Annotated in this window: 13 protein-coding genes; 10 read left to right on the top strand and 3 right to left on the bottom strand. The window is 44.0% G+C overall.

Annotated elements, in window-relative coordinates:
* The first annotated feature begins 17 nt into the window (after positions 1 to 17).
* The gene (locus tag ACOV1R_RS05390; protein WP_054519043.1) at positions 18 to 3,725 is read left to right on the top strand and encodes a YhgE/Pip domain-containing protein; all 3,708 of its coding nucleotides are present in this window, start codon (positions 18 to 20) and stop codon (positions 3,723 to 3,725) included.
* 151 nt (positions 3,726 to 3,876) lie between these two features.
* Here ACOV1R_RS05390 and ACOV1R_RS05385 read toward each other — a convergent pair whose 3' ends face one another.
* The gene (locus tag ACOV1R_RS05385; RefSeq protein ID WP_003644852.1) at positions 3,877 to 4,428 is read right to left on the bottom strand and encodes a hypothetical protein; all 552 of its coding nucleotides are present in this window, start codon (positions 4,426 to 4,428) and stop codon (positions 3,877 to 3,879) included.
* Positions 4,429 to 5,234: 806 nt separating this feature from the next.
* Between ACOV1R_RS05385 and ACOV1R_RS05380 the strand changes: the two genes are divergently transcribed.
* The gene (locus ACOV1R_RS05380; protein WP_003644851.1) at positions 5,235 to 5,738 is read left to right on the top strand and encodes a hypothetical protein; all 504 of its coding nucleotides are present in this window, start codon (positions 5,235 to 5,237) and stop codon (positions 5,736 to 5,738) included.
* 468 nt (positions 5,739 to 6,206) lie between these two features.
* Here ACOV1R_RS05380 and ACOV1R_RS05375 read toward each other — a convergent pair whose 3' ends face one another.
* Positions 6,207 to 7,601, bottom strand: coding sequence for an MFS transporter (locus ACOV1R_RS05375; protein WP_003644849.1), 1,395 nt, complete (start codon positions 7,599 to 7,601; stop codon positions 6,207 to 6,209).
* Positions 7,602 to 7,870: 269 nt separating this feature from the next.
* Here ACOV1R_RS05375 and ACOV1R_RS05370 point away from each other — a divergent pair, with 269 nt between their 5' ends.
* The 8 genes from ACOV1R_RS05370 (at position 7,871) to ACOV1R_RS05335 (ending at position 17,335) form a co-directional block, all read left to right on the top strand.
* Positions 7,871 to 9,622 (top strand): ABC transporter ATP-binding protein, encoded by a 1,752-nt coding sequence (locus ACOV1R_RS05370; protein ID WP_016511510.1) that lies wholly within the window; start codon positions 7,871 to 7,873, stop codon positions 9,620 to 9,622.
* Positions 9,622 to 11,409, top strand: a complete 1,788-nt coding sequence (locus ACOV1R_RS05365) for an ABC transporter ATP-binding protein (protein ID WP_003644847.1) — start codon at positions 9,622 to 9,624, stop codon at positions 11,407 to 11,409. The genes ACOV1R_RS05370 and ACOV1R_RS05365 overlap by 1 nt, the downstream gene beginning before the upstream one ends.
* 41 nt (positions 11,410 to 11,450) lie before the next feature.
* A complete protein-coding gene (locus ACOV1R_RS05360) occupies positions 11,451 to 11,579 on the top strand; it encodes a hypothetical protein (protein ID WP_003642173.1) in 129 nt (42 codons plus the stop codon).
* Positions 11,580 to 12,046: 467 nt separating this feature from the next.
* Positions 12,047 to 13,075, top strand: coding sequence for an aldo/keto reductase (locus ACOV1R_RS05355; RefSeq protein ID WP_011101956.1), 1,029 nt, complete (start codon positions 12,047 to 12,049; stop codon positions 13,073 to 13,075).
* A 102-nt stretch (positions 13,076 to 13,177) separates the two neighbouring features.
* On the top strand, positions 13,178 to 14,044 hold the full coding sequence (locus ACOV1R_RS05350) for a DUF3737 family protein (RefSeq protein WP_003644845.1): 867 nt from the start codon (positions 13,178 to 13,180) through the stop codon (positions 14,042 to 14,044).
* A complete protein-coding gene (locus ACOV1R_RS05345; RefSeq protein WP_003644844.1) occupies positions 14,034 to 15,206 on the top strand; it encodes a MalY/PatB family protein in 1,173 nt (390 codons plus the stop codon). The genes ACOV1R_RS05350 and ACOV1R_RS05345 overlap by 11 nt, the downstream gene beginning before the upstream one ends.
* 148 nt (positions 15,207 to 15,354) lie before the next feature.
* Positions 15,355 to 15,948 carry an NADPH-dependent F420 reductase gene (locus ACOV1R_RS05340; protein WP_015380814.1) on the top strand — a complete coding sequence of 198 codons (594 nt, stop codon included), beginning with the start codon at positions 15,355 to 15,357 and terminating at the stop codon, positions 15,946 to 15,948.
* A gap of 1,039 nt (positions 15,949 to 16,987) precedes the next feature.
* A complete protein-coding gene (locus tag ACOV1R_RS05335; protein ID WP_224272124.1) occupies positions 16,988 to 17,335 on the top strand; it encodes a hypothetical protein in 348 nt (115 codons plus the stop codon).
* A gap of 395 nt (positions 17,336 to 17,730) precedes the next feature.
* Here ACOV1R_RS05335 and ACOV1R_RS05330 read toward each other — a convergent pair whose 3' ends face one another.
* Complete coding sequence (locus ACOV1R_RS05330) at positions 17,731 to 18,414, bottom strand: YjjG family noncanonical pyrimidine nucleotidase (protein WP_054519042.1); 684 nt, start codon at positions 18,412 to 18,414, stop codon at positions 17,731 to 17,733.
* Positions 18,415 to 18,419: the final 5 nt, after the last annotated feature.

Below are 18,419 nucleotides of genomic sequence, written 5' to 3'. Positions count from 1 at the left end.
AAGGAAGGTTTCAGGTTGTGAAAATGATACGCGACGAATGGCGGTCAATTCGTCATAGCAAAATACTATGGATTTCAGTTTCAGTCATGATTTTGATCCCGTTTTTATACAGCATCTTCTTCTTGAAGTCGGTGTGGGATCCATATGGGGATACGCAAAACTTACCAGTGGCTGTCGTTAATGAAGATAAGTCAGTGAACTATCAAGGCGAAAAGTTTGCAGTTGGTAAGCAAGTCGTGACGAATTTAAAGAAAAATAACGATTTAGATTGGCACTTTGTGTCGGCTAAAAAAGCCAAGCAGGGATTGAAAGACCGGAAATATTACACGGTCGTCACGATTCCTAGCAATTTCTCAAAAAATGCCACAACGATGACGGATACCAATCCGAAAAAGATGAACTTGCATTATGAGACGAACGAATCGTTGAATTATATTGCTAAAGTCATTACCGATACTGGTGTTTCACGAGTTAATAAGAGTATTCGGGCGCAAGTCACTAAGGCCTACGCATTAGCAATTTTCAAGCAGATTCGGACTGCCGGTAAAGGCTATCAAAAAGCCGCCGATGGGGCTACCAAGCTTAAAGATGGTGGCGTCGAACTGCAGGATGGCTTGACGACGTATACGACGGGTGTTCATACGTTGAAGAACGGGACGACTGAGCTGAATACGAAAGTGCAGCAATTACCTGCTGGGATTGCTAAGCTTGCTGATGGTGGTAGTGCGTTGAAGACCGGTCTGGATACGTTGAATAGTAAGACCGGGGCGTTAGCCAGTGGTGTTAGTCAGTTATCAGATGGTTCCGGGCAGGTTACTAGTGGGCTTGGAACGTTGAATGGTAAGACTGGTGCGTTGGCTAGTGGCGTCAGTCAGTTGAAAGATGGTTCCAGTCAAGTCACAACTGGGCTGACTACGTTGCAAGGAAAAGTCGTCCCAATGGTGAGTGGTGTCAGTCAATTGACAAACGGCTCAGCTCAAGTTTCTAATGGTCTACAACAACTTGACTCAAAATTACCGACAATGCAGATTGGATCGCAGTCGATTACCGAAGGATTGTTAACATTAGGCAATAAAGCCGGGACATTAGCTGGTGCTGTTAATTTGTTGACAGATGGTTCAGGCAAGGTCACGACTGGACTAAAGAATTTGAATGACAAAACCGGGACAATCAGTAATGCAACGGGACAGTTAGCAGATGGATCCCAAAAGGTCAAAGTCGGAGTTGCCACATATACTGATGGTGTTTATCAGCTGACGACTGGTTTAACTAAATTAGATGGTCAAACTGGAAAATTGTCTAGTAGTGTTTCGCAACTTTCTGATGGCTCAACAGAATTGGCTAGCGGAGTTGCAGATTATACAGCGGGTGTTGGTACCGCCAATGATGGTGCCAGCCTATTGAAATCAAATACTACTAATTTGAGCAGTTCTGTTAACGATTTAACAACCGGTGCGCAAACAGTCAATGCCGGTGTTAGCGATTTACAAACAAATAGTGCGAAAATTTCTGATGGACTGGATCAATTGTCAGCCGCAGTAAATGATTCAGCGACTAAGACAAAAATCGAAACTTTGAAGACAGAAATGGCACAATTTGAACAGGCATTGGCAGCTAGTCAAAAAGAAATTGCTGCTAACACGAAGAGTAGTAATAATAACGATGCTTTAAATACCGCGTTAAAATCCTTATCAAGTAACGTGGATGCTTTAAGTACTTCCAAGTCGCCAACGCAAGCTGATATTACGTCACAAATCAATAGTAAAATAGATGGTTTAAAGTCGTCACAGAATTTAACTGATACCCAGGTTGCGGCAATTAAGGAAAGTCTAAAAGATGTTGGACAAAGCACGACGACTACTACTAATGCGCAACAAGTTCAAAATTTGCAGAGCATCCTATCAAAGGTAGAGTCATTAGTTGCGGAGAACACCTCGGCAACAAGTAATTCTAATGCTGACTTAGTAACCGAGTACGGAAAGATTGAAGCTGGGATGAATACCATTATTTCAGACATTAGTTCCACGACTTCAGGAATTAGTCAACTTGCCAGTGGCTCAGAACAATTAACCACTGGGCTGAAGAAGCTGCAAAGTGGGACTGATGGTTTAAGCAATGGATTGACAGAATTAAATATGAAAGTCCCTGGATTAGTTAGTGGGATTGAGTCGTTATCAACAGGTACAAGTAAATTGGCTTCACAGTCAGCTCTGCTTAATAAAGGTGCTAATAATTTGAGTACTGGACTCACCACACTTAATGGCGCGGTTCCAGAAATTACTGGCGCAATAGGCCAATTGAGTAATGGTAGTCAGCAATTGAATGCTAATTCAAATGATCTGAACCAAGGTACCACACAACTGGCGACTGGTGCTGCGCAACTGAATGGTGGAATTCCAACATTGGTTTCAGGTGTCGAGCAGTTGTTTAGTGGTTCCCAAACGGTCACGGGTGGATTGAAGACAGTCAACGGCAGTGTTCCCGCAATGATTACCGGTATAAATAAATTGAGTACTGGTTCTCAAACCCTCACTAATGGTATTAACACAGCACAAGGGGGAGTTAGTCAATTACTAGTTGGTTCTAACAAAATTACGACTGGGTTGGTAACTATGAATGGCAAAGTCCCTGAGTTAGTCAGTGGTGTCCAACAGTTGCAAGTTGGCTCTGGCAAGGTAACAACTGGTTTAGTTAACCTTAATGGACAAGTGCCAGTTCTGGCTAGTGGTGTTCAACAACTCTTTGCCGGTTCAAGTAAGGTCACAAATGGTTTAGTAACGTTAAACGGTCAAGTACCAGTCCTAGTAAGTGGTATCCAACAACTTGACACCGGTGCCGGTCAACTAAACAGTGGTTTACAAACCTTACAAGGTAGTACCGGTCAATTAACGAGTGGTGTCAGTCAATTAAATGACGGGGCCACCCAGCTTGACAACAACTCTGCCAAACTCCTATCCGGGACAAAGCAGATCAAGAACGGTAACAAGACACTCGCGACTTCCTTACAAGAAGGTGCTGATCAAGTTAACGCGACACCATTAAAGAACGCGAATGCGAAAATGATGGCGGCGCCAACTAAGACGTCCTATAAAGACTACACGCACGTGCCAAACTATGGTCATGCGTTAGCACCTTACGTCTTGTCACTGGCCTTGTATGTTGGGGCAATCGTCTTCAACTTCGCTTATCCAATTCGACGGATTGCGGATGACGACGGCACGCCAACACAATGGTTCTGGAGTAAAGTTGCCGTTGGTGGTCCCGTAGCACTTGCGATGGCGGTCATCGAAGCGACAGTGTTATTAGTTGCTGGTTTGAAACCAATCAGTGTACCTGAATACTACTTGACGGCAATCATGATTGCCTTAGCGTCAATGTTCCTAGTCATGTTCTTATCGATGCTATTCGATAACCCAGGACGGTTCGTCGCAATGGTTATCTTGATGCTACAACTTGGTGGTTCTGGTGGGACCTTCCCGATGGAAATTACCAACAAGTTCTTCAACGTTATTCACCCATACTTGCCATTAACGTACTCGATTCAAGCGTTCCGGCAAGCCTTAACTGGTGGTTGGGGTAGTGGTATTTTCTGGTCATCAATCGTTGTCTTAGCAGGAATTACGATTGTGTCGCTGGGATTACTGTGGGCTTCCATGGTCTTCCTCAAGCAACACGATATGCAAGTTCCAGCCGAGGCTGAAATTCAGATGAAAGCTGGTAAGTAATTACTGGTAATCATATTATCGCGCTTCCAAGACGAAAAACCGCGTCTTGGGGGCGCGGTTTTTTTCTCGAAAAGGGTTAAATTTTAATTTTACTGATACCATAATTCGAAGACATTACTTTTTTCTACGAGTGAGCGCAACTAATGAATAACTAGGCACATCTAATCGCGTACCAGGCCAATTGTGCGGCGATAAACCCGACTCCGATGCTATCTCCAAGGTATCTGATTAGTAATTTAGCCGCTGCCTTCCACGCCTTTCTTTGGATTAATCCTTGAATGCCTCCGCGTAATAATGCTTGGAAAGTTTGGTAGCCAATCATGTCCAATAATTGATTTTTCATACAGGACCAAAAACTTCTAGTTTGAATACTATTTAGCTTGCCTTGGTTGAATTGCAAATTTCGCTTGTATTCATATTTCATTATCTCGTTGATATGCTGCAATTGGTTCTGGTTATTGGAACCGTATTTTGATACTAAAGCGTTCACATCTAAGTTTGTTGCTAATCCAGTCTGGGGATCATACCGAATGCTATTTGATACATCTGCTAATTCTTGAGCGATACAATCTATGGCTTGTTGTGACGATGACGTCGTATTGGCAGAAATTTTCAAAGTTATGGTAGTAGATATTAGGATACTGCTCAATAAAATAATGATCAAAGTAAATTTGTGAATGTTAGCTTGACTGGTATAATTCATTGGACTTCCTCCTTATTCCGGTAGTGTACATTTTTGAATTGCGTATGTATAATAAGACAAAACGAAACCGGTTTCAATAGATGGGAGTAGGATATGATGGCTGTTTTTAAATCAAGTTTCAAACAAAGCATGATTGTTTTTGGAATATCAGTTATTTATTTTTTTGTTTTACATGGTGGATATGATCTTCTCACACAATACAAATATTGGTTTACAGAATACTGTGCTAATGTTTTGGGTATTTCCATTATTTATTTTGTAATGTCACTAGTTTTCAATTATAGCATCATAATATGGAAACTCTATTTTAGAAAGCATTGAGATAGTAATCTGCTTAATAGTGTGTTTACTGACGCTAGAGTACGCAAAAAGGCCCAGGTCAAAGAAAACCTGAGCCTTTTCGATGTAGATTTAAAGCATTTAAATAATTAATCTCCAAAAATGCAGCAATCAATCCACTTTCAATACACTTTGACGTTATGGTGATTCATTCACCAATGCTAGAAATATTGATCTGAGCGATATGTAATCGTTCTTGAATAATCATATCAGTAATTTAGTAGAATTATCTTGGGACATATTGGACACATGCTTTCAATTGGTTGTGATCAGCTTGGTTGCAGCATGGCGCAATATGTCCTTTTATCATACATAAAAATGGTGTCGATGGATAAAATTCATCAATATTTTAAAGCTAAATATCTGAAAAAATAGATGACATATGATTATCCTATGCTATCATATAAGGACAAAGTATAATACCGGTAAAAATTGGGGAACGTATTATGAAAAGGGGTAGTTTAACTGTGTTACGTGCACTATCGTTATCGGCTGTAGGGCTGATTGTGTCAATTTTTTTCCATGTTGTAAATGCCAACTCGAGTACTTTTACAGAGCAAAGCGTTACAACTGAACAAAACGTGATTTATGACAAAGATGGCAATCAGGTTCCGCTATTTGATGCATCATCTCAAGAACCAGTTATCGAAGACCGGGGCCCGAAACAACCAACAGCCGTCAAGCGATTGGGTAAAGGGCAATCTTGCCAAGTAAATAAATTTTCTGGTTCAAGAATACGCTATGGCAGATATATGGGTGGTGTAACTGGAAACGCTAAGAACGTTAGCTTTTCAGAAAAAAAGGGTGCTTTTACAGGGTACATTACTGATCGTCCTGATCTAAGCACTGTGGCACAGTATTTTACAGCAACTCCAAGTGGCGGTCCTTACCACGCCGCCTTCCATGGTCTTCTTTACTTTGAGGCTGACAATCCAGTACCTGGTCCAAACTATTTTATGCAAGTTCACTAAAACCGTAATAATTTGCCCGCAACGGTATAAAGCCGACTATGCAGTCAGCTTTATGTATTTATCCAATACGCGTTGTGCTAGTTACTTTGTCATGAAACAATTATGACAGCTGACTTTTTCCGGTTGTTATCTGAAAGTATTAAAATCGGTGCTAATGTCTTGCCAGTGGCTAAGCCTAAGTTTGACGATTTGCTGAATGACTAGAATAACCTATCTAGAAAATAATAGTCGATTGCTGCATTCGGAGTTGTTCAGGTGTTAAAAAGGTAACTGCCAAAACGAAAATGTTGTGCGGTTGGTATTAGTGAAGTTAGGCGTTAGTTGGTAAATGGTTTTTTATATGGTACAAGAAAGGCTCGGGTACGCTAACCCGGGCCTTTTTGGTATAGTTTCAAAGTATTAAAGAATTAATCTCCAAAAATGCAGCAATCAATCCACTTGCAAGACTAACGTTGCTACCAGTCAATCCTAGTTTTGCCCTGCTTCAAGTCGTTTAACATGCAAAACACTAACCAAAATGGCGATCGCCAACACGAATAATAGCAAGAAATCCAACTTGCTCCCCATAATCGTTCCAGTTACGGTGGAATGATGAATTTCATAGCCGGCAATTACAGCGGACATAATACTGGTCCCGATTGAACCGGCGTATTGTTGCATCATACTGAACATCGAGTTTTGATCGGATTTTTGAGGCAGAGGGACGCGGGTGCTACCATCCGAAATCGCAGTCCCAAAACCAGTATTAAAGCCGACGCGTAGTAGCGCGTAAATGACAGCCATGATGATGACTGTGAAATAATCGGTTGTCAGCCAGAATAATAGTAAGGCGGCGCTCGCCATGATGGCACTAAATGTTAATAAGGTCGTTGGGCCTTGTTTATCGTAAATTCGACCGGCGATTGGCCCAGTGATGGCGCCGACGATTGCGCCGGGAAGCATCATGAGCCCCGCCGTCATGGCCGAAGCCCCAAGGACGGTTTGGGCGAAAAGTGGCAGGACGAACGATAACCCGATATTAATGAATTGTAAACCAAAGTAATTAAATAGCCGAAGTCGCAAGATTGGCAATTTGAGAATTGAATAATCAATCAGTTGGCGACGCCCCTTGATGGCGTACGTCACCATTGCACCAATCATCACGATGCTCCACAGACACCAGAGGCCGAAGTTCGGCGACAGCCAGCCGTGAGTTCCCGCGTTGTTAAACGTGAACAACAGACTAGTGAAGGTGATGGCTAAAAGGATTGCGCCCAGATAGTCGAATTTTTTATCGCCAACACCTAAGGCCTTCCCCGAAATGTTGAACGCCCCTAAGATTGCCAGTAATGCCAATAACGGTACGATACCAACGAAAATTGCCCGCCATGACCAGACGCTAGTTAAAATCCCGCCATAAGTTGGTCCGAGAGCCGGGGCTAGAGACACGATGACACTAGCTAAACCGGTATAAGTTCCTAGTTGATTGCGAGGGACGTAAGTGAAAATCAACTGGAACATCAGTGGAATCGAAATCCCAGTGGCTACGGCCTGTAAAAGGCGGCCAGTTAATAATACGGAGAAATTCGGCGCTAACCAACAAAGAATGCCCCCAAGCAGACACACGAGGGCGGCAAATAAGAATAAGGGCTTGGGGTTAAACCGCTTTAGAACATAGGCCGTGGTACTCATGACAATGGTTGTCAGTAATAGGTAACCGGTCGTCAGCCACTGGACGGTATCTAGTGAAACCCCCATTGTTTTAATCAGCGTGGGGAACGTCACATTCATCGATGTTTCCACGAGAATCCCGACAAATGAGAGTAAACCAACGGATAAGATTGCCAGTTTGGTTTTTAAAGTGACGGTACTTGGTTGGGACACAATCAACACTCCTTATAAAAATAATTGGCGTATTTTGGACAGCTCACCAAGCCCAATAGTCGGTGGTAAAAATCAGTAATCTGAATTTTTACGATTGAAAGGGACGATCGTAATGACCGTCCCACTAACGTCCCCAGTTTAAGCTTATTTTCAATCTGGTGCAATCACTTTGCATTAGGGATGGAACTTATCATTAAGGGGTTTGCGCGAGGTATGGTATTATAAAAAGTTGTCTAATTAAATTTTAATTAAATTATTGGAGGTGCGCTGTGAGTATATTTTTGAAATTAGGCTGGTATTTTCGGCGTGAATGGAAGTTGTACCTCGCGGGGGTGCTTGGACTAGTTTTGACTGCCATTATCGGCATTGTGCCGCCCCGGATTATTGGGGACATCGTTGATGGGATTAATCAGCACAGCTTGACGGCGCACACGCTGACGGTCTATTTAGTTATTATTGGTGTGGCCGCCGTTGGTCAGTACCTGGCGCGTTATTTATGGCGGAATGCCATCTGGGGTGGTGCAGCCGGCCTTGAACGAACGCTGCGGGAACGACTCTTTTGGCATTTTATGAAGATGGATGCGACGTTTTATCAGCAATACCGTACCGGGGACTTGATGGCTCATGCGACCAATGATCTCACGGCGGTTGAACGGGTCGCTGGTGGTGGCATTCTCCAATTTGCGGATTCCATTATTACTGGTGGGACAACGCTGATTGCGATGATGACACTAATCGACTGGCGACTGACGCTGATTGCGGTGGTACCTTTCCCATTATTAGCGGTCGTGTCACGGTATTTGGGTAAAAAAATTCACGTCGCGTTTCGTGCCTCCCAAGCCGCCTTTTCGCGACTGAATAATAAGGCGCAGGAGAGTATCAGTGGAATCAAAGTGATCAAAGCGCTAGGTCAGGAAAAGGCCGATGTTGCTGATTTTAATCAACAGATTGATCAGACGATTAAGATCAATCGGCATGTCAACGTACTCGACTCGCTATTTGATCCCGCGATTACCATGATTATTGCGTTATCTTACGGCGCCACAATTATTTTGGGCGGGTTGTACGTGACCCACGGTGTCATCACAATCGGTAACTTGGTCTCGTTCGTCACTTATTTGGGAATGATGGTCTGGCCGATGTTTGCGGTCGGGATGTTATTCAACACGATGGAACGGGGAAACGCCTCGTATGATCGGGTCATGGAATTATTGAATCAGCAAAGTGCCATTATTGATGCCAAACGGGGCATTGAACAGCGCCCGCATGGTGATATTCAGTATCAAATCAAGCAGTTCAATTATCCCAACGATGCAGGAACCAGTCTGAGTAACGTGGACTTTACTTTGAAGGCGGGACAGACGCTCGGAATTGTCGGACGGGTTGGTGCTGGTAAATCAACGATTATGAAACTGATTTTGCGTGAATTTGATCAGTACGAGGGCCACATTACTTATGGTGGTCACGATATTAAGCAGTATGCGCTTGATAGTTACTTACCAGCCCTTGGTTATGTGCCCCAAGATAGTTTTCTGTTCTCGAATACGATTCGCGAAAATATTCGTTTTGCCGATCCGACTGTGAGTCAAGCCGTTGTGGAAGCGGTCGCCGCCAAGAGTGATTTGAGTGGTCAGATTGCCAGCATGCCCGCTGGTTACGATACCCAAGTTGGTGAGGAAGGTATCTCGCTATCTGGAGGGCAACGCCAACGACTAGCCATTGCGCGGGCCTTACTCATCAATCCTGAATTGCTGATCTTAGATGATGCGTTATCCGCGGTTGATGCCGAAACTGAGGCAGAAATTTTAGCTAATCTAAAGGCAGAACGAGCAGACAAAACGACGATTATCGCGGCCCACCGGTTAAGTTCGGTGATGAACGCTGATGAAATCATTGTGTTGGATGCCGGTCACGTTGTTGAACGAGGGACCCACGCGCAATTAATGACGCAACACGGGTGGTATCAGAAGATGTTTACGCGCCAACAATTGGAGACCAAAGTGGAAGGAGCGGTGCAATAATGGCAGCACGTCAATCGGTATGGGCACGTTCCATGCCTGTTAAGGAACAACTCACGGTTATTCGGCGACTATTGCCGTATGCGAAACCGTTCAAATGGTTTTTTATTGCGGCCATCGTTTTTTCCGGTCTGATTAGTGTGGTTAATATCTATCTACCGCGTGTATTACAGACCTTTATTGATCATTATCTCAAAACAGGACACGCCACGGTACCGGTCATGTGGTACTTTGCGGGCCTCTATTTCTTCGGCATGGTTGTGCGCGCGTTGATGCAGTTCGTACAGAACTTCAGTAGTACGATGGGGGCAGAATATATGCTTGAAAATGTCCGTCGACAAATGTTCGCCAAGTTGCATCGGATGGGCATGCGCTACTTTGATCAAGTCCCTGGTGGCTCAATTTTGTCACGCCTGACTAACGATACGATGTCGTTTTCCAATTTTTGGGCGTTGTTTAATACACTATTTACCGCCTTTTTTGCGGTGATTTCGTCGTTTGTCGCGATGTATCTCACCGATGCGCAGATTGCCTTGTGGTTATTGGTTTTCATGCCTTTTTTGGCTGTAACGATTTGGTATTATCAACGGTATAGCTCACGGGTTTACCGGCGAATGCGGGAACGGCTCAGTGAGTTGAATACCAAGTTGAGTGAAGCAATTACTGGAATTAGTGTTATTCAGCAATTTCGACAAGAACACCGTATCAATGGTGAATTTGATCATACCAATGATGCCTATTTTAAGACCCGCCAAGCGATGATCCGGACGAACTCATTATTATTAAGTCCACTGATCGACTTGTTTTATGCGTTAGGGACGGTCATGGTTCTGGGAATCTTCGGGGTTCGTGGACTCAATGGTTATGTGGCTGCCGGGGTCGTTTATGCGTTCATCACGTACCTGAATAACTTCTATAATCCGATGACGTCGATGATGGATAATTTGTCAGACTTTCAAGATGGCGTCGTCGCCGGATCACGGGTTTTACGGGTCATGGATGATCCAACGATTGCTCCGGCCCAACACGCCGATCCTACGGCTAAGATTACGCGCGGTAAGATTGAATTTCGGCACGTCACCTTTGCCTATGACGGCCAGCATCCGGTCTTAAAAGACGTTTCATTCGTGGCTGAACCAGGCCAAACGGTGGCACTAGTTGGTCAGACGGGGAGTGGAAAAACGTCGACGATTAATGTTTTGATGCGGTTTTATGAGTTTCAGTCAGGAGAAGTTTTAATTGATGATCGCGACATTCGTGAGTATCCGGCTGAGGAATTGCGACAGAAGATGGGGTTGGTCTTGCAAGAACCGTTTATGTTTTATGGTGATATTAATTCCAACATCCGAATGTTTAACGATCAGATTTCAGATGAACAAGTTCAAGCAGCGGCACGGTTTGTAAAGGCCGATGACTTCATCAACGATTTACCTGAGAATTATCAGTCACGCGTCATTGAGCGCGGGGCCAGTTATTCTTCAGGACAGCGGCAATTGATTTCATTTGCGCGGACGATTGTGACTGACCCTAAGATTTTAATCTTGGACGAAGCCACGGCGAACGTCGATACTGAGACCGAAGAGATGATTCAGACTGGTTTGGATCGGATTCAGGAGAACCGCACGACGATTGCGATTGCCCACCGCTTGTCCACGATTCAAAATGCTGATTTGATCCTGGTCTTAAATCAGGGGCAAATCGTTGAACGCGGGTCCAACGATGAGCTATTGCAACAGCATGGTTACTACTATGATATGATTCAGTTGCAAAATTCCGCTCACGTCGATTAAAGTGTGGTATGCTCGATTTAAATTAATTGAGGTGATGCCGAATGCGTCGAAAATTATCGTTAATGGTCGTGATGACTGTTATTAGTACGCTGGTTAAAGTGGGCTGGCAATTAATCTTAGCGCGCCATCAAGCGCCTAAAAAGTTAAAAATTAAAGTAAAACTGAAATAAACATTGTCGTCGTGTCGGTAGCGATGCTTACGGCGATTCAATCAGTTGTCATGACCGACCGTTCTGGAAAAGGTGTAACTTCTAGAATGGTCGGTTTTGTGTTGAAAAATTGAGTTGGCGGAGGTGGTCGCGGTGAGTTGTGGTGGTGCCCACAAAACCGGTTTATCAGTGGTTCGTCCTTAAAATCGGTCGGTGACACTCACTGCAGGATGTGGCCTGGTATGCTTGCAATCGTGCTGTTCATTTTTGGCCCAACACCTGGAGTACGGTGCCACGCTTGGATGTCGCCAGGCACATTGAAAATAATGATTGGTGACTAATAACGGTCATTAATTCCTAAAACGACTGGATGACGGATAACTATACGGAATGGTTATAATTGATTATTTGAACTAGGTATTTTACTCTGCCAACGGATCGCGTTTTAATAAAGATGGTAATGAGTTAACGAAGGGAGTTGTGATGCAATGCAATATCGACAATTAGGAACATCCGATTTAAAAGTCTCGTCGATCGCACTTGGGTGCATGGGTTTTGGTGCGGGGACTGGAACGGCGCTTAATCAGCGCTCGTGGGCGGTTGGTCAAACGCAGGCGAACCAGGTACTTGATCGCGCGATATCACTGGGGATTAACTTTTTTGATACGGCGCCGGTCTATCAAGCGGGTGCGAGTGAACGTGTCTTGGGACAAGGACTAAAGAAATTTCAGCGAGATCAATTGGTACTGGCAACCAAGTTTACGAATCGGACAACCCAAGAAATCGAAAATCATGTCAGTGGGCGTGAACATGTCTTGCGGTCCCTCGACCAGAGTCTACAGAATTTACAGACAGACTATGTTGATTTATATATTTATCATATCTGGGACTGGTTAACACCAATGGCTGAAATCATGGCTGGGCTTAATGAAGCTGTTCAGGCCGGTAAGGTTCGTTACATTGGGATTTCTAACGCCTATTCCTGGCAGATTGCGCAGATCAATGCGCTAGCGGTTCGTTATGGTTATCCACAATTTGTCTCGATCCAGAGTCATTATAATTTGGTCTATCGCGAGGATGAACGGGAACTGTTCAGTTATGCTCATGAGAACGATTTGGCAACGACGCCGTATAGTCCATTAGCTAGTGGCCGGTTGGCACATCCTTTTGGCACCCAGACTACTCGGCGACAACAGGATACGTTTGCTGATACCAAATACCAAGCTACCAGCGAGATGGATCAACCAATTATTGATCGCGTTGAGGAACTGGCCCACCAACATCATGTTTCAATGGCGGCCATTAATTTGGCCTGGCTACAACAACGAGTAACGGCGCCGATTATTGGGGCAACTAAGCCGCATCATTTAGATGCAGTGGCTGAGGCAGCGGGGTTGGCGTTAACTGCTTCGGAAATACAGTACTTGGAAACCCCTTACCAACCCCATGACTTGGAGGGCGTGATGGCACTTAACCGGTCACGAACTAATAATTGGAATCAGTATTCCGGACAGTAAGCGAACAAGTTAGTTGACTTAACGTGCAGTTGAAGTAATACACTGATCCTATCGTGCGACTAAAGGTCCACGTTTCAGTATAAAGGAGTTATTGAGATTAAATTGAAAACAATCACACAACAGTATTTAACGGGCGAGCGGGCACTCTTTAAAGCTCACGACCTTGAAATCGACAATACAACGTTTGCTGATGGTGAATCACCACTGAAGGAAAGTCGCGATGTCACGTTGAAACAGCCAATCTTTAAGTGGAAATATCCCTTGTGGTACAGTCAACATGTGACTGTGGATCAAGGTTTGTTTGAGACAATGTCTCGCTCTGGCATCTGGTACACCAAGGATATTACGATTACGAATAGTACGCTACAGGCACCTAAGCTATTTCGGCGGGCCAGCCAAGTTAAGTTAGCGCACGTTCACTTTTCAGATGCGGAAGAAACGTTATGGAACTGCCAAGATATTACGTTGAATGATGTTCAAGCAGCTGGTGATTATTTTGGAATGAATAGCCAGAATATTCGCATTGATGGCTTCAACCTCGTCGGTAATTACGCCTTTGACGGTGCTAAGAACGTTGAAATTCATCATGCAACGCTGATGACCAAGGATGCGCTATGGAATTGTGAAAATGTTACCGTTTATGATTCACAAATCATTGGTGAATACCTGGGCTGGAATTCGAAGAATATTCGGTTCGTCAACTGTACGATTGAGAGCGATCAGGGCCTGTGTTACATGGATAATGTTAAGTTGGAAAACTGTACGTTACTCAATACGGACTTAGCTTTTGAATATTGTCGTAACATTGACGCTGACGTGGTTTCAACGATTGATAGCGTTAAAAATCCGCTTAGTGGTCGGATTCATGCGCAAGCCATTGGTGAAATCATCATGGATGATCCTGAAGTAGATCCTCATCAGACCCTGATTAGTGTTGACCATGAAAGCCGTGCGCCCCATGCCGTTTGATTTTGAGACCGTACTTAATCGGCGGCACACGAATGCCGTTAAGTGGGACGTCGCGGATAATGAATTGCCGATGTGGGTCGCTGACATGGACTTTGAAACGGCACCAGTTATCAAGCAAGCGTTGATAAAACGCGCCCAGTTTGGCGTCTTCGGTTACGAAGAAGTCCCCACGGCTTACTATGAAGCCGTGGCAGACTGGTGGGCAACGGAACACAACTTCCGTCCGCAAATTGAGTGGTTGATGTTCTGCACCGGCGTCGTTCCGGCGATTTCATCAATTGTTCGTAAAATGACAGCGACCGGCGATAACGTGTTAGTTCAGGCTCCGGTTTATAATATCTTCTATCATTCAATTGAAAACAATGGCCGGCATACCTTGAGTAGTGACTTAGTGGCACGTGGCGCGTCGTACGCGATTGATTGGGACGATTTGACGACGAAACTAGCCGATCCGTTGACCACGATGATGATTTTGTGCAATCCGCAGAATCCAATCGGCATCGTCTGGTCACGTGCGACGTTGCAACGCCTTGGCGAGCTGTGCTTGAAATACCATGTGCTAGTCGTTGCCGATGAGATTCATTGTGACTTGACCCTTAACGGTCACACGTACACCCCATTTTCATCATTGACTGCGCCAGTAGCACATAACAGTATCAGCTGTATCTCGCCAAGCAAAACTTTCAACGTGGCAGCCTTACACGCGGCAACGTTGATTATTCCCGATGCACACGTCCGCGCATTAGTGAGCCGGGGCATCAACAATGATGAATTGGCTGAACCCAATTCGTTTGCGATTCCAGCCAGCATTGCGGCCTATACTGAAGGCCATGACTGGGTAGCCGCATTGCGAACCAAACTAGCTGCCAATCAACGTCAAGTTCAGACTTACTTGACTGCTGAGTTGCCGCAAGTTAAGTTGGTGGAAGCCCAAGCGACTTATCTATTATGGTTGGATGTGCGTCAAGTGACAACCGACAGTGCGGCTTTGGCTGCTTTTATTCGCCAACGAACCGGGTTGTTTTTATCAGCGGGAGATGTTTACCGTGGTGATGGCAACCGCTTCTTGCGACTGAATGTGGCTTGTCCAACGACTACCCTGACGGATGGATTGGCACGATTAAAAGCTGGTATTACGGCTTACCAACAAGTTCAAGCATAGTTGACGCGTATGGGGTGCAATTCCATAATGATTTCGCTATCATTAAGATAAGCTGGTTTGGTCTAGATGACCGCTGACAGTCCGTGATAACGGACCAGATAAGTCGGTTAATTCAAACCATTATTAAAAGATGAGGTGGAGGATAGTTATGAAAATTGGAATTATTGGTGCCGGTACGGTCGGCACAGTATTAGCCAAGACCTTTGCGCGCGGTGATCATCAAATCAAATTAAGTCGGCACAGTGGTGCGGCTAGTTTAGCAACACGGCGCGCCGAGTTTGCTGCCAATGTGGCTTTTGTAGAAGTTGCTGAAGCCTTACAACAGCCGTTAGTCATTCTTGCAGTGCCGTTTGAACAGGCGCCGGCAGTATTAGCGCAGGTCGCCGATTATAAGCAACGGATCGTGGTGGACGTGACGAACCAGTTTACGGCTGACTTTAAGAAAATTAAGACGGCCCCGTTGACTGGAAGTGAAGTCATTGCTCGTGCAGCTAACAATGCCCGGGTCATTAAAGCCTTCAATACGATTCCACCGGAGTTTATGGATGGGCACGTTGATGGGCCTGGAAAGCGGGTCTTGTTCTATGCGGGCGATGACATTGCTGCTAAGAAAGAATTCGCTGCGCTCGTCCGGCCGTTGAATTTCCGCCCCGTTAACTTGGGCAAGCTTCGGCATGGCGGCAGTGTCATGCAAGTTGGCGGTGGACTAGGTAACACACACTTTGTTCAGATTGAAGAATAGTGGATTGTAAAAAGGGGTTCACTTTTGAACCAAAATAGCTAGTGCTGACCTTGTAAGAAAAGGTGTGGCTAGTGTCACTTTGATTGGGCCGTGCGGTGAGTATCAATTGACAGGTGTTCCTGCCAATCGTCGCCGCGTGGTTAAATTTGAATCGTATTATGGGTCATGAAGCCTGATTCTTACTGTGTCGTAACTGTAAGAATGGGGCTGCATGGCTTTTTTTAATTGAGGTTAATTATTGTTTATACGGTTTGATGAGGACAATGGTATTGATACGAGTCTAGTCAATTAACTCCGCCCACTTAGCTACGGAAATATCCGATAGGCACAATAAGAGGAACGTGAAAATTCTTATGTCTTTACGCTATTTTGGTTAAATAAAAGTGTGAACATTACCTGCTTTATATCGTATGAGATGCAGTGTGCCCATTCAATAGGCTTTGCAGATTATGTTAATGAATTTCGACTATACGCACAATACATATTATTATATTTAGCCACGGGTGTTCTTAGTTCCCAGCTATCTATATACTAGATCAAGCAATGATACTTTCAACTATTATCGAAATTTATTGGAATAATGCAGGTTTTCCACTTACAGCGCCTGAATTTAATCTCCGCTGTCAAAGCAGGTGCATGGGTAATAACCCTTGTCTGACCTGATGAATCATAATAGTGTTATTCTTCAGGCGTATAATCATTTATTTTCTAATACCAAAAGCGTTGTGCTTCATTTCAATGAGAAATCTAGACACAACGTTTTTTATTAAATACTGCTATCTAAGCTAAGATACTTAGGTGACTTCAGAAAGGACTTTCTAAATTAATGTCTTCATATTCGAATGAGCTGCTCATGCTGATTTCTCGATCGATGCTATTCAAACAAGTTATCATACTTTTCGCTTATGGTTGCTTGTACTATTTGGTAACTCATTTTATAGATAAAAAAATTCAGCATAAAAAAAATTTCTTATTGAAATTAAGCCTAGTTAAACTCAAAAAAAGAAATAAGACAAGGTGGGAAAAAATACGATTGATAATGCAACTGTTCTTACTGGCATCGATACCGGTCTTAGTCTTTAGTGAACTCGTGCTAAATACTGATTACCAGTACATGCTTTTGGTTTCTTCTATTATGAAGTGTGTTGGTTTCATTTCTTTTGTAATTGCGTTTGTGGATAGTTTGGGTCCAATAAAGGAGATGCAGCAGTTGATTGCTGGCGCACAAAGCAGTGATACTTTAGACAGTGATAAAAAGGCGCTAGCGGTGACGAGCTTTAAAAAAATTAGATGGATGCTGATATTATATCAGGTATTAAAAGTACCCTTGCTTGTAATTTTTTTGAGCTTAAGTGTTGATTACCGGCGCGACGGCTTCTTTTCATAAAAATTTGAATATAACTCATTTTTAATCCCGTTCCTTTAGCTATTCTTCTCGCACGTTAATTGATAGCAAGCGTCAAGTCGATTAAATCTGAAAATCTTATCACCTGAGAAGAAAGGGCACGTTTTGACAGATTACCCAGATGAACTGCTATTAGTATTGTTTCACGGCCAAATCTTGAATTAAGCAACGACAACTGTTTTATATGAATTACTTTTCTTGCTGATTCGTCAAATGGTCTTTTTGTTGATTGGAAATCAAGGTAAGCAGATTATTGAGTTAAAAGCCGTCGATACAACTACTCCGCATAATACCTAATATGTTACCTAATATGTTAAATAGTTCAGTTTTTAAGATACGTTAGGCCTGCGCGCAGAGTTTGCTGATTATTTTTGCGTTTAAGCTGTTAATAACAGTTTTTGCAGTTGCTTAAAGTTATCCACAGTGTAAGTTGGGGCAATTGTTGTGTCGTTATGCACATGCTGTGGATTGTACCAGATACTAGGTAAATGGGCGGTGGCCGCTCCCGCGATGTCTGAACGCAGGCTATCACCAATCATGACGGTATTCGTGGCATTCATGTCTGGGTATTGGTCATGAATAGCGCTGAAAAGGTGTGGGTTCGGCTTGGCATAACCGATACTTTCAGAGATGAAGATATGATCAAAATAGGGCGTCATATGGGCACCTGCCAAGCGACTGAGCTGGGTGTGTTTGATACCGTTAGTGCCGACGAGTAAGGTCAGCCCAGCGTTGGTCAGCGTGCGCAAAAGTTCGTGGGCGCCGGGAATTACCTGATAACTGTGCGCTAATAATTGGTCGTATTCTTGTTGAACCGCAGGACCGTCAACGGTGATGCCCAGTGTGCCTAGAAAGACTTGAAATCGTTGGTCTAACAAGCTATCACGATCGGCACCTTGTTCGATTTGTTGCCAAACAGTTTCGTTATAGGCCTGATACTCACTTTCTGCACGGCGAATATCAGTGATGCCATGATGCTGAAAGACGGCTGCGAGGTTAGCCGCTTCAGCGCGGTCAAAGTCAAGGATGGTATTATCGAGATCAAAAATTGCGTATTGCATGGAAC

It is taken from the genome of Lactiplantibacillus sp. YT640, from assembly GCF_049745435.1.
In the GTDB taxonomy this organism is placed as follows: Bacteria; Bacillota; Bacilli; order Lactobacillales; family Lactobacillaceae; genus Lactiplantibacillus; species Lactiplantibacillus plantarum.
Note: the sequence above shows the minus strand (reverse complement) of the source record. Positions and strands in the feature narration are given on the sequence as shown.

Bases quoted from the DNA above. Each gene is read 5' to 3' on its own strand.
- ACOV1R_RS05335 (WP_224272124.1), top strand. From the start codon at position 16,988: ATGCAACTGTTCTTACTGGCATCGATACCGGTCTTAGTCTTTAGTGAA.
- ACOV1R_RS05365 (WP_003644847.1), top strand. From the start codon at position 9,622: ATGGCAGCACGTCAATCGGTATGGGCACGTTCCATGCCTGTTAAGGAA.
- ACOV1R_RS05330 (WP_054519042.1), bottom strand. From the start codon at position 18,414: ATGCAATACGCAATTTTTGATCTCGATAATACCATCCTTGACTTTGAC.
- ACOV1R_RS05345 (WP_003644844.1), top strand. From the start codon at position 14,034: ATGCCGTTTGATTTTGAGACCGTACTTAATCGGCGGCACACGAATGCC.
- ACOV1R_RS05385 (WP_003644852.1), bottom strand. From the start codon at position 4,428: ATGAATTATACCAGTCAAGCTAACATTCACAAATTTACTTTGATCATT.
- ACOV1R_RS05340 (WP_015380814.1), top strand. From the start codon at position 15,355: ATGAAAATTGGAATTATTGGTGCCGGTACGGTCGGCACAGTATTAGCC.
- ACOV1R_RS05355 (WP_011101956.1), top strand. From the start codon at position 12,047: ATGCAATATCGACAATTAGGAACATCCGATTTAAAAGTCTCGTCGATC.
- ACOV1R_RS05360 (WP_003642173.1), top strand. From the start codon at position 11,451: ATGCGTCGAAAATTATCGTTAATGGTCGTGATGACTGTTATTAGTACG.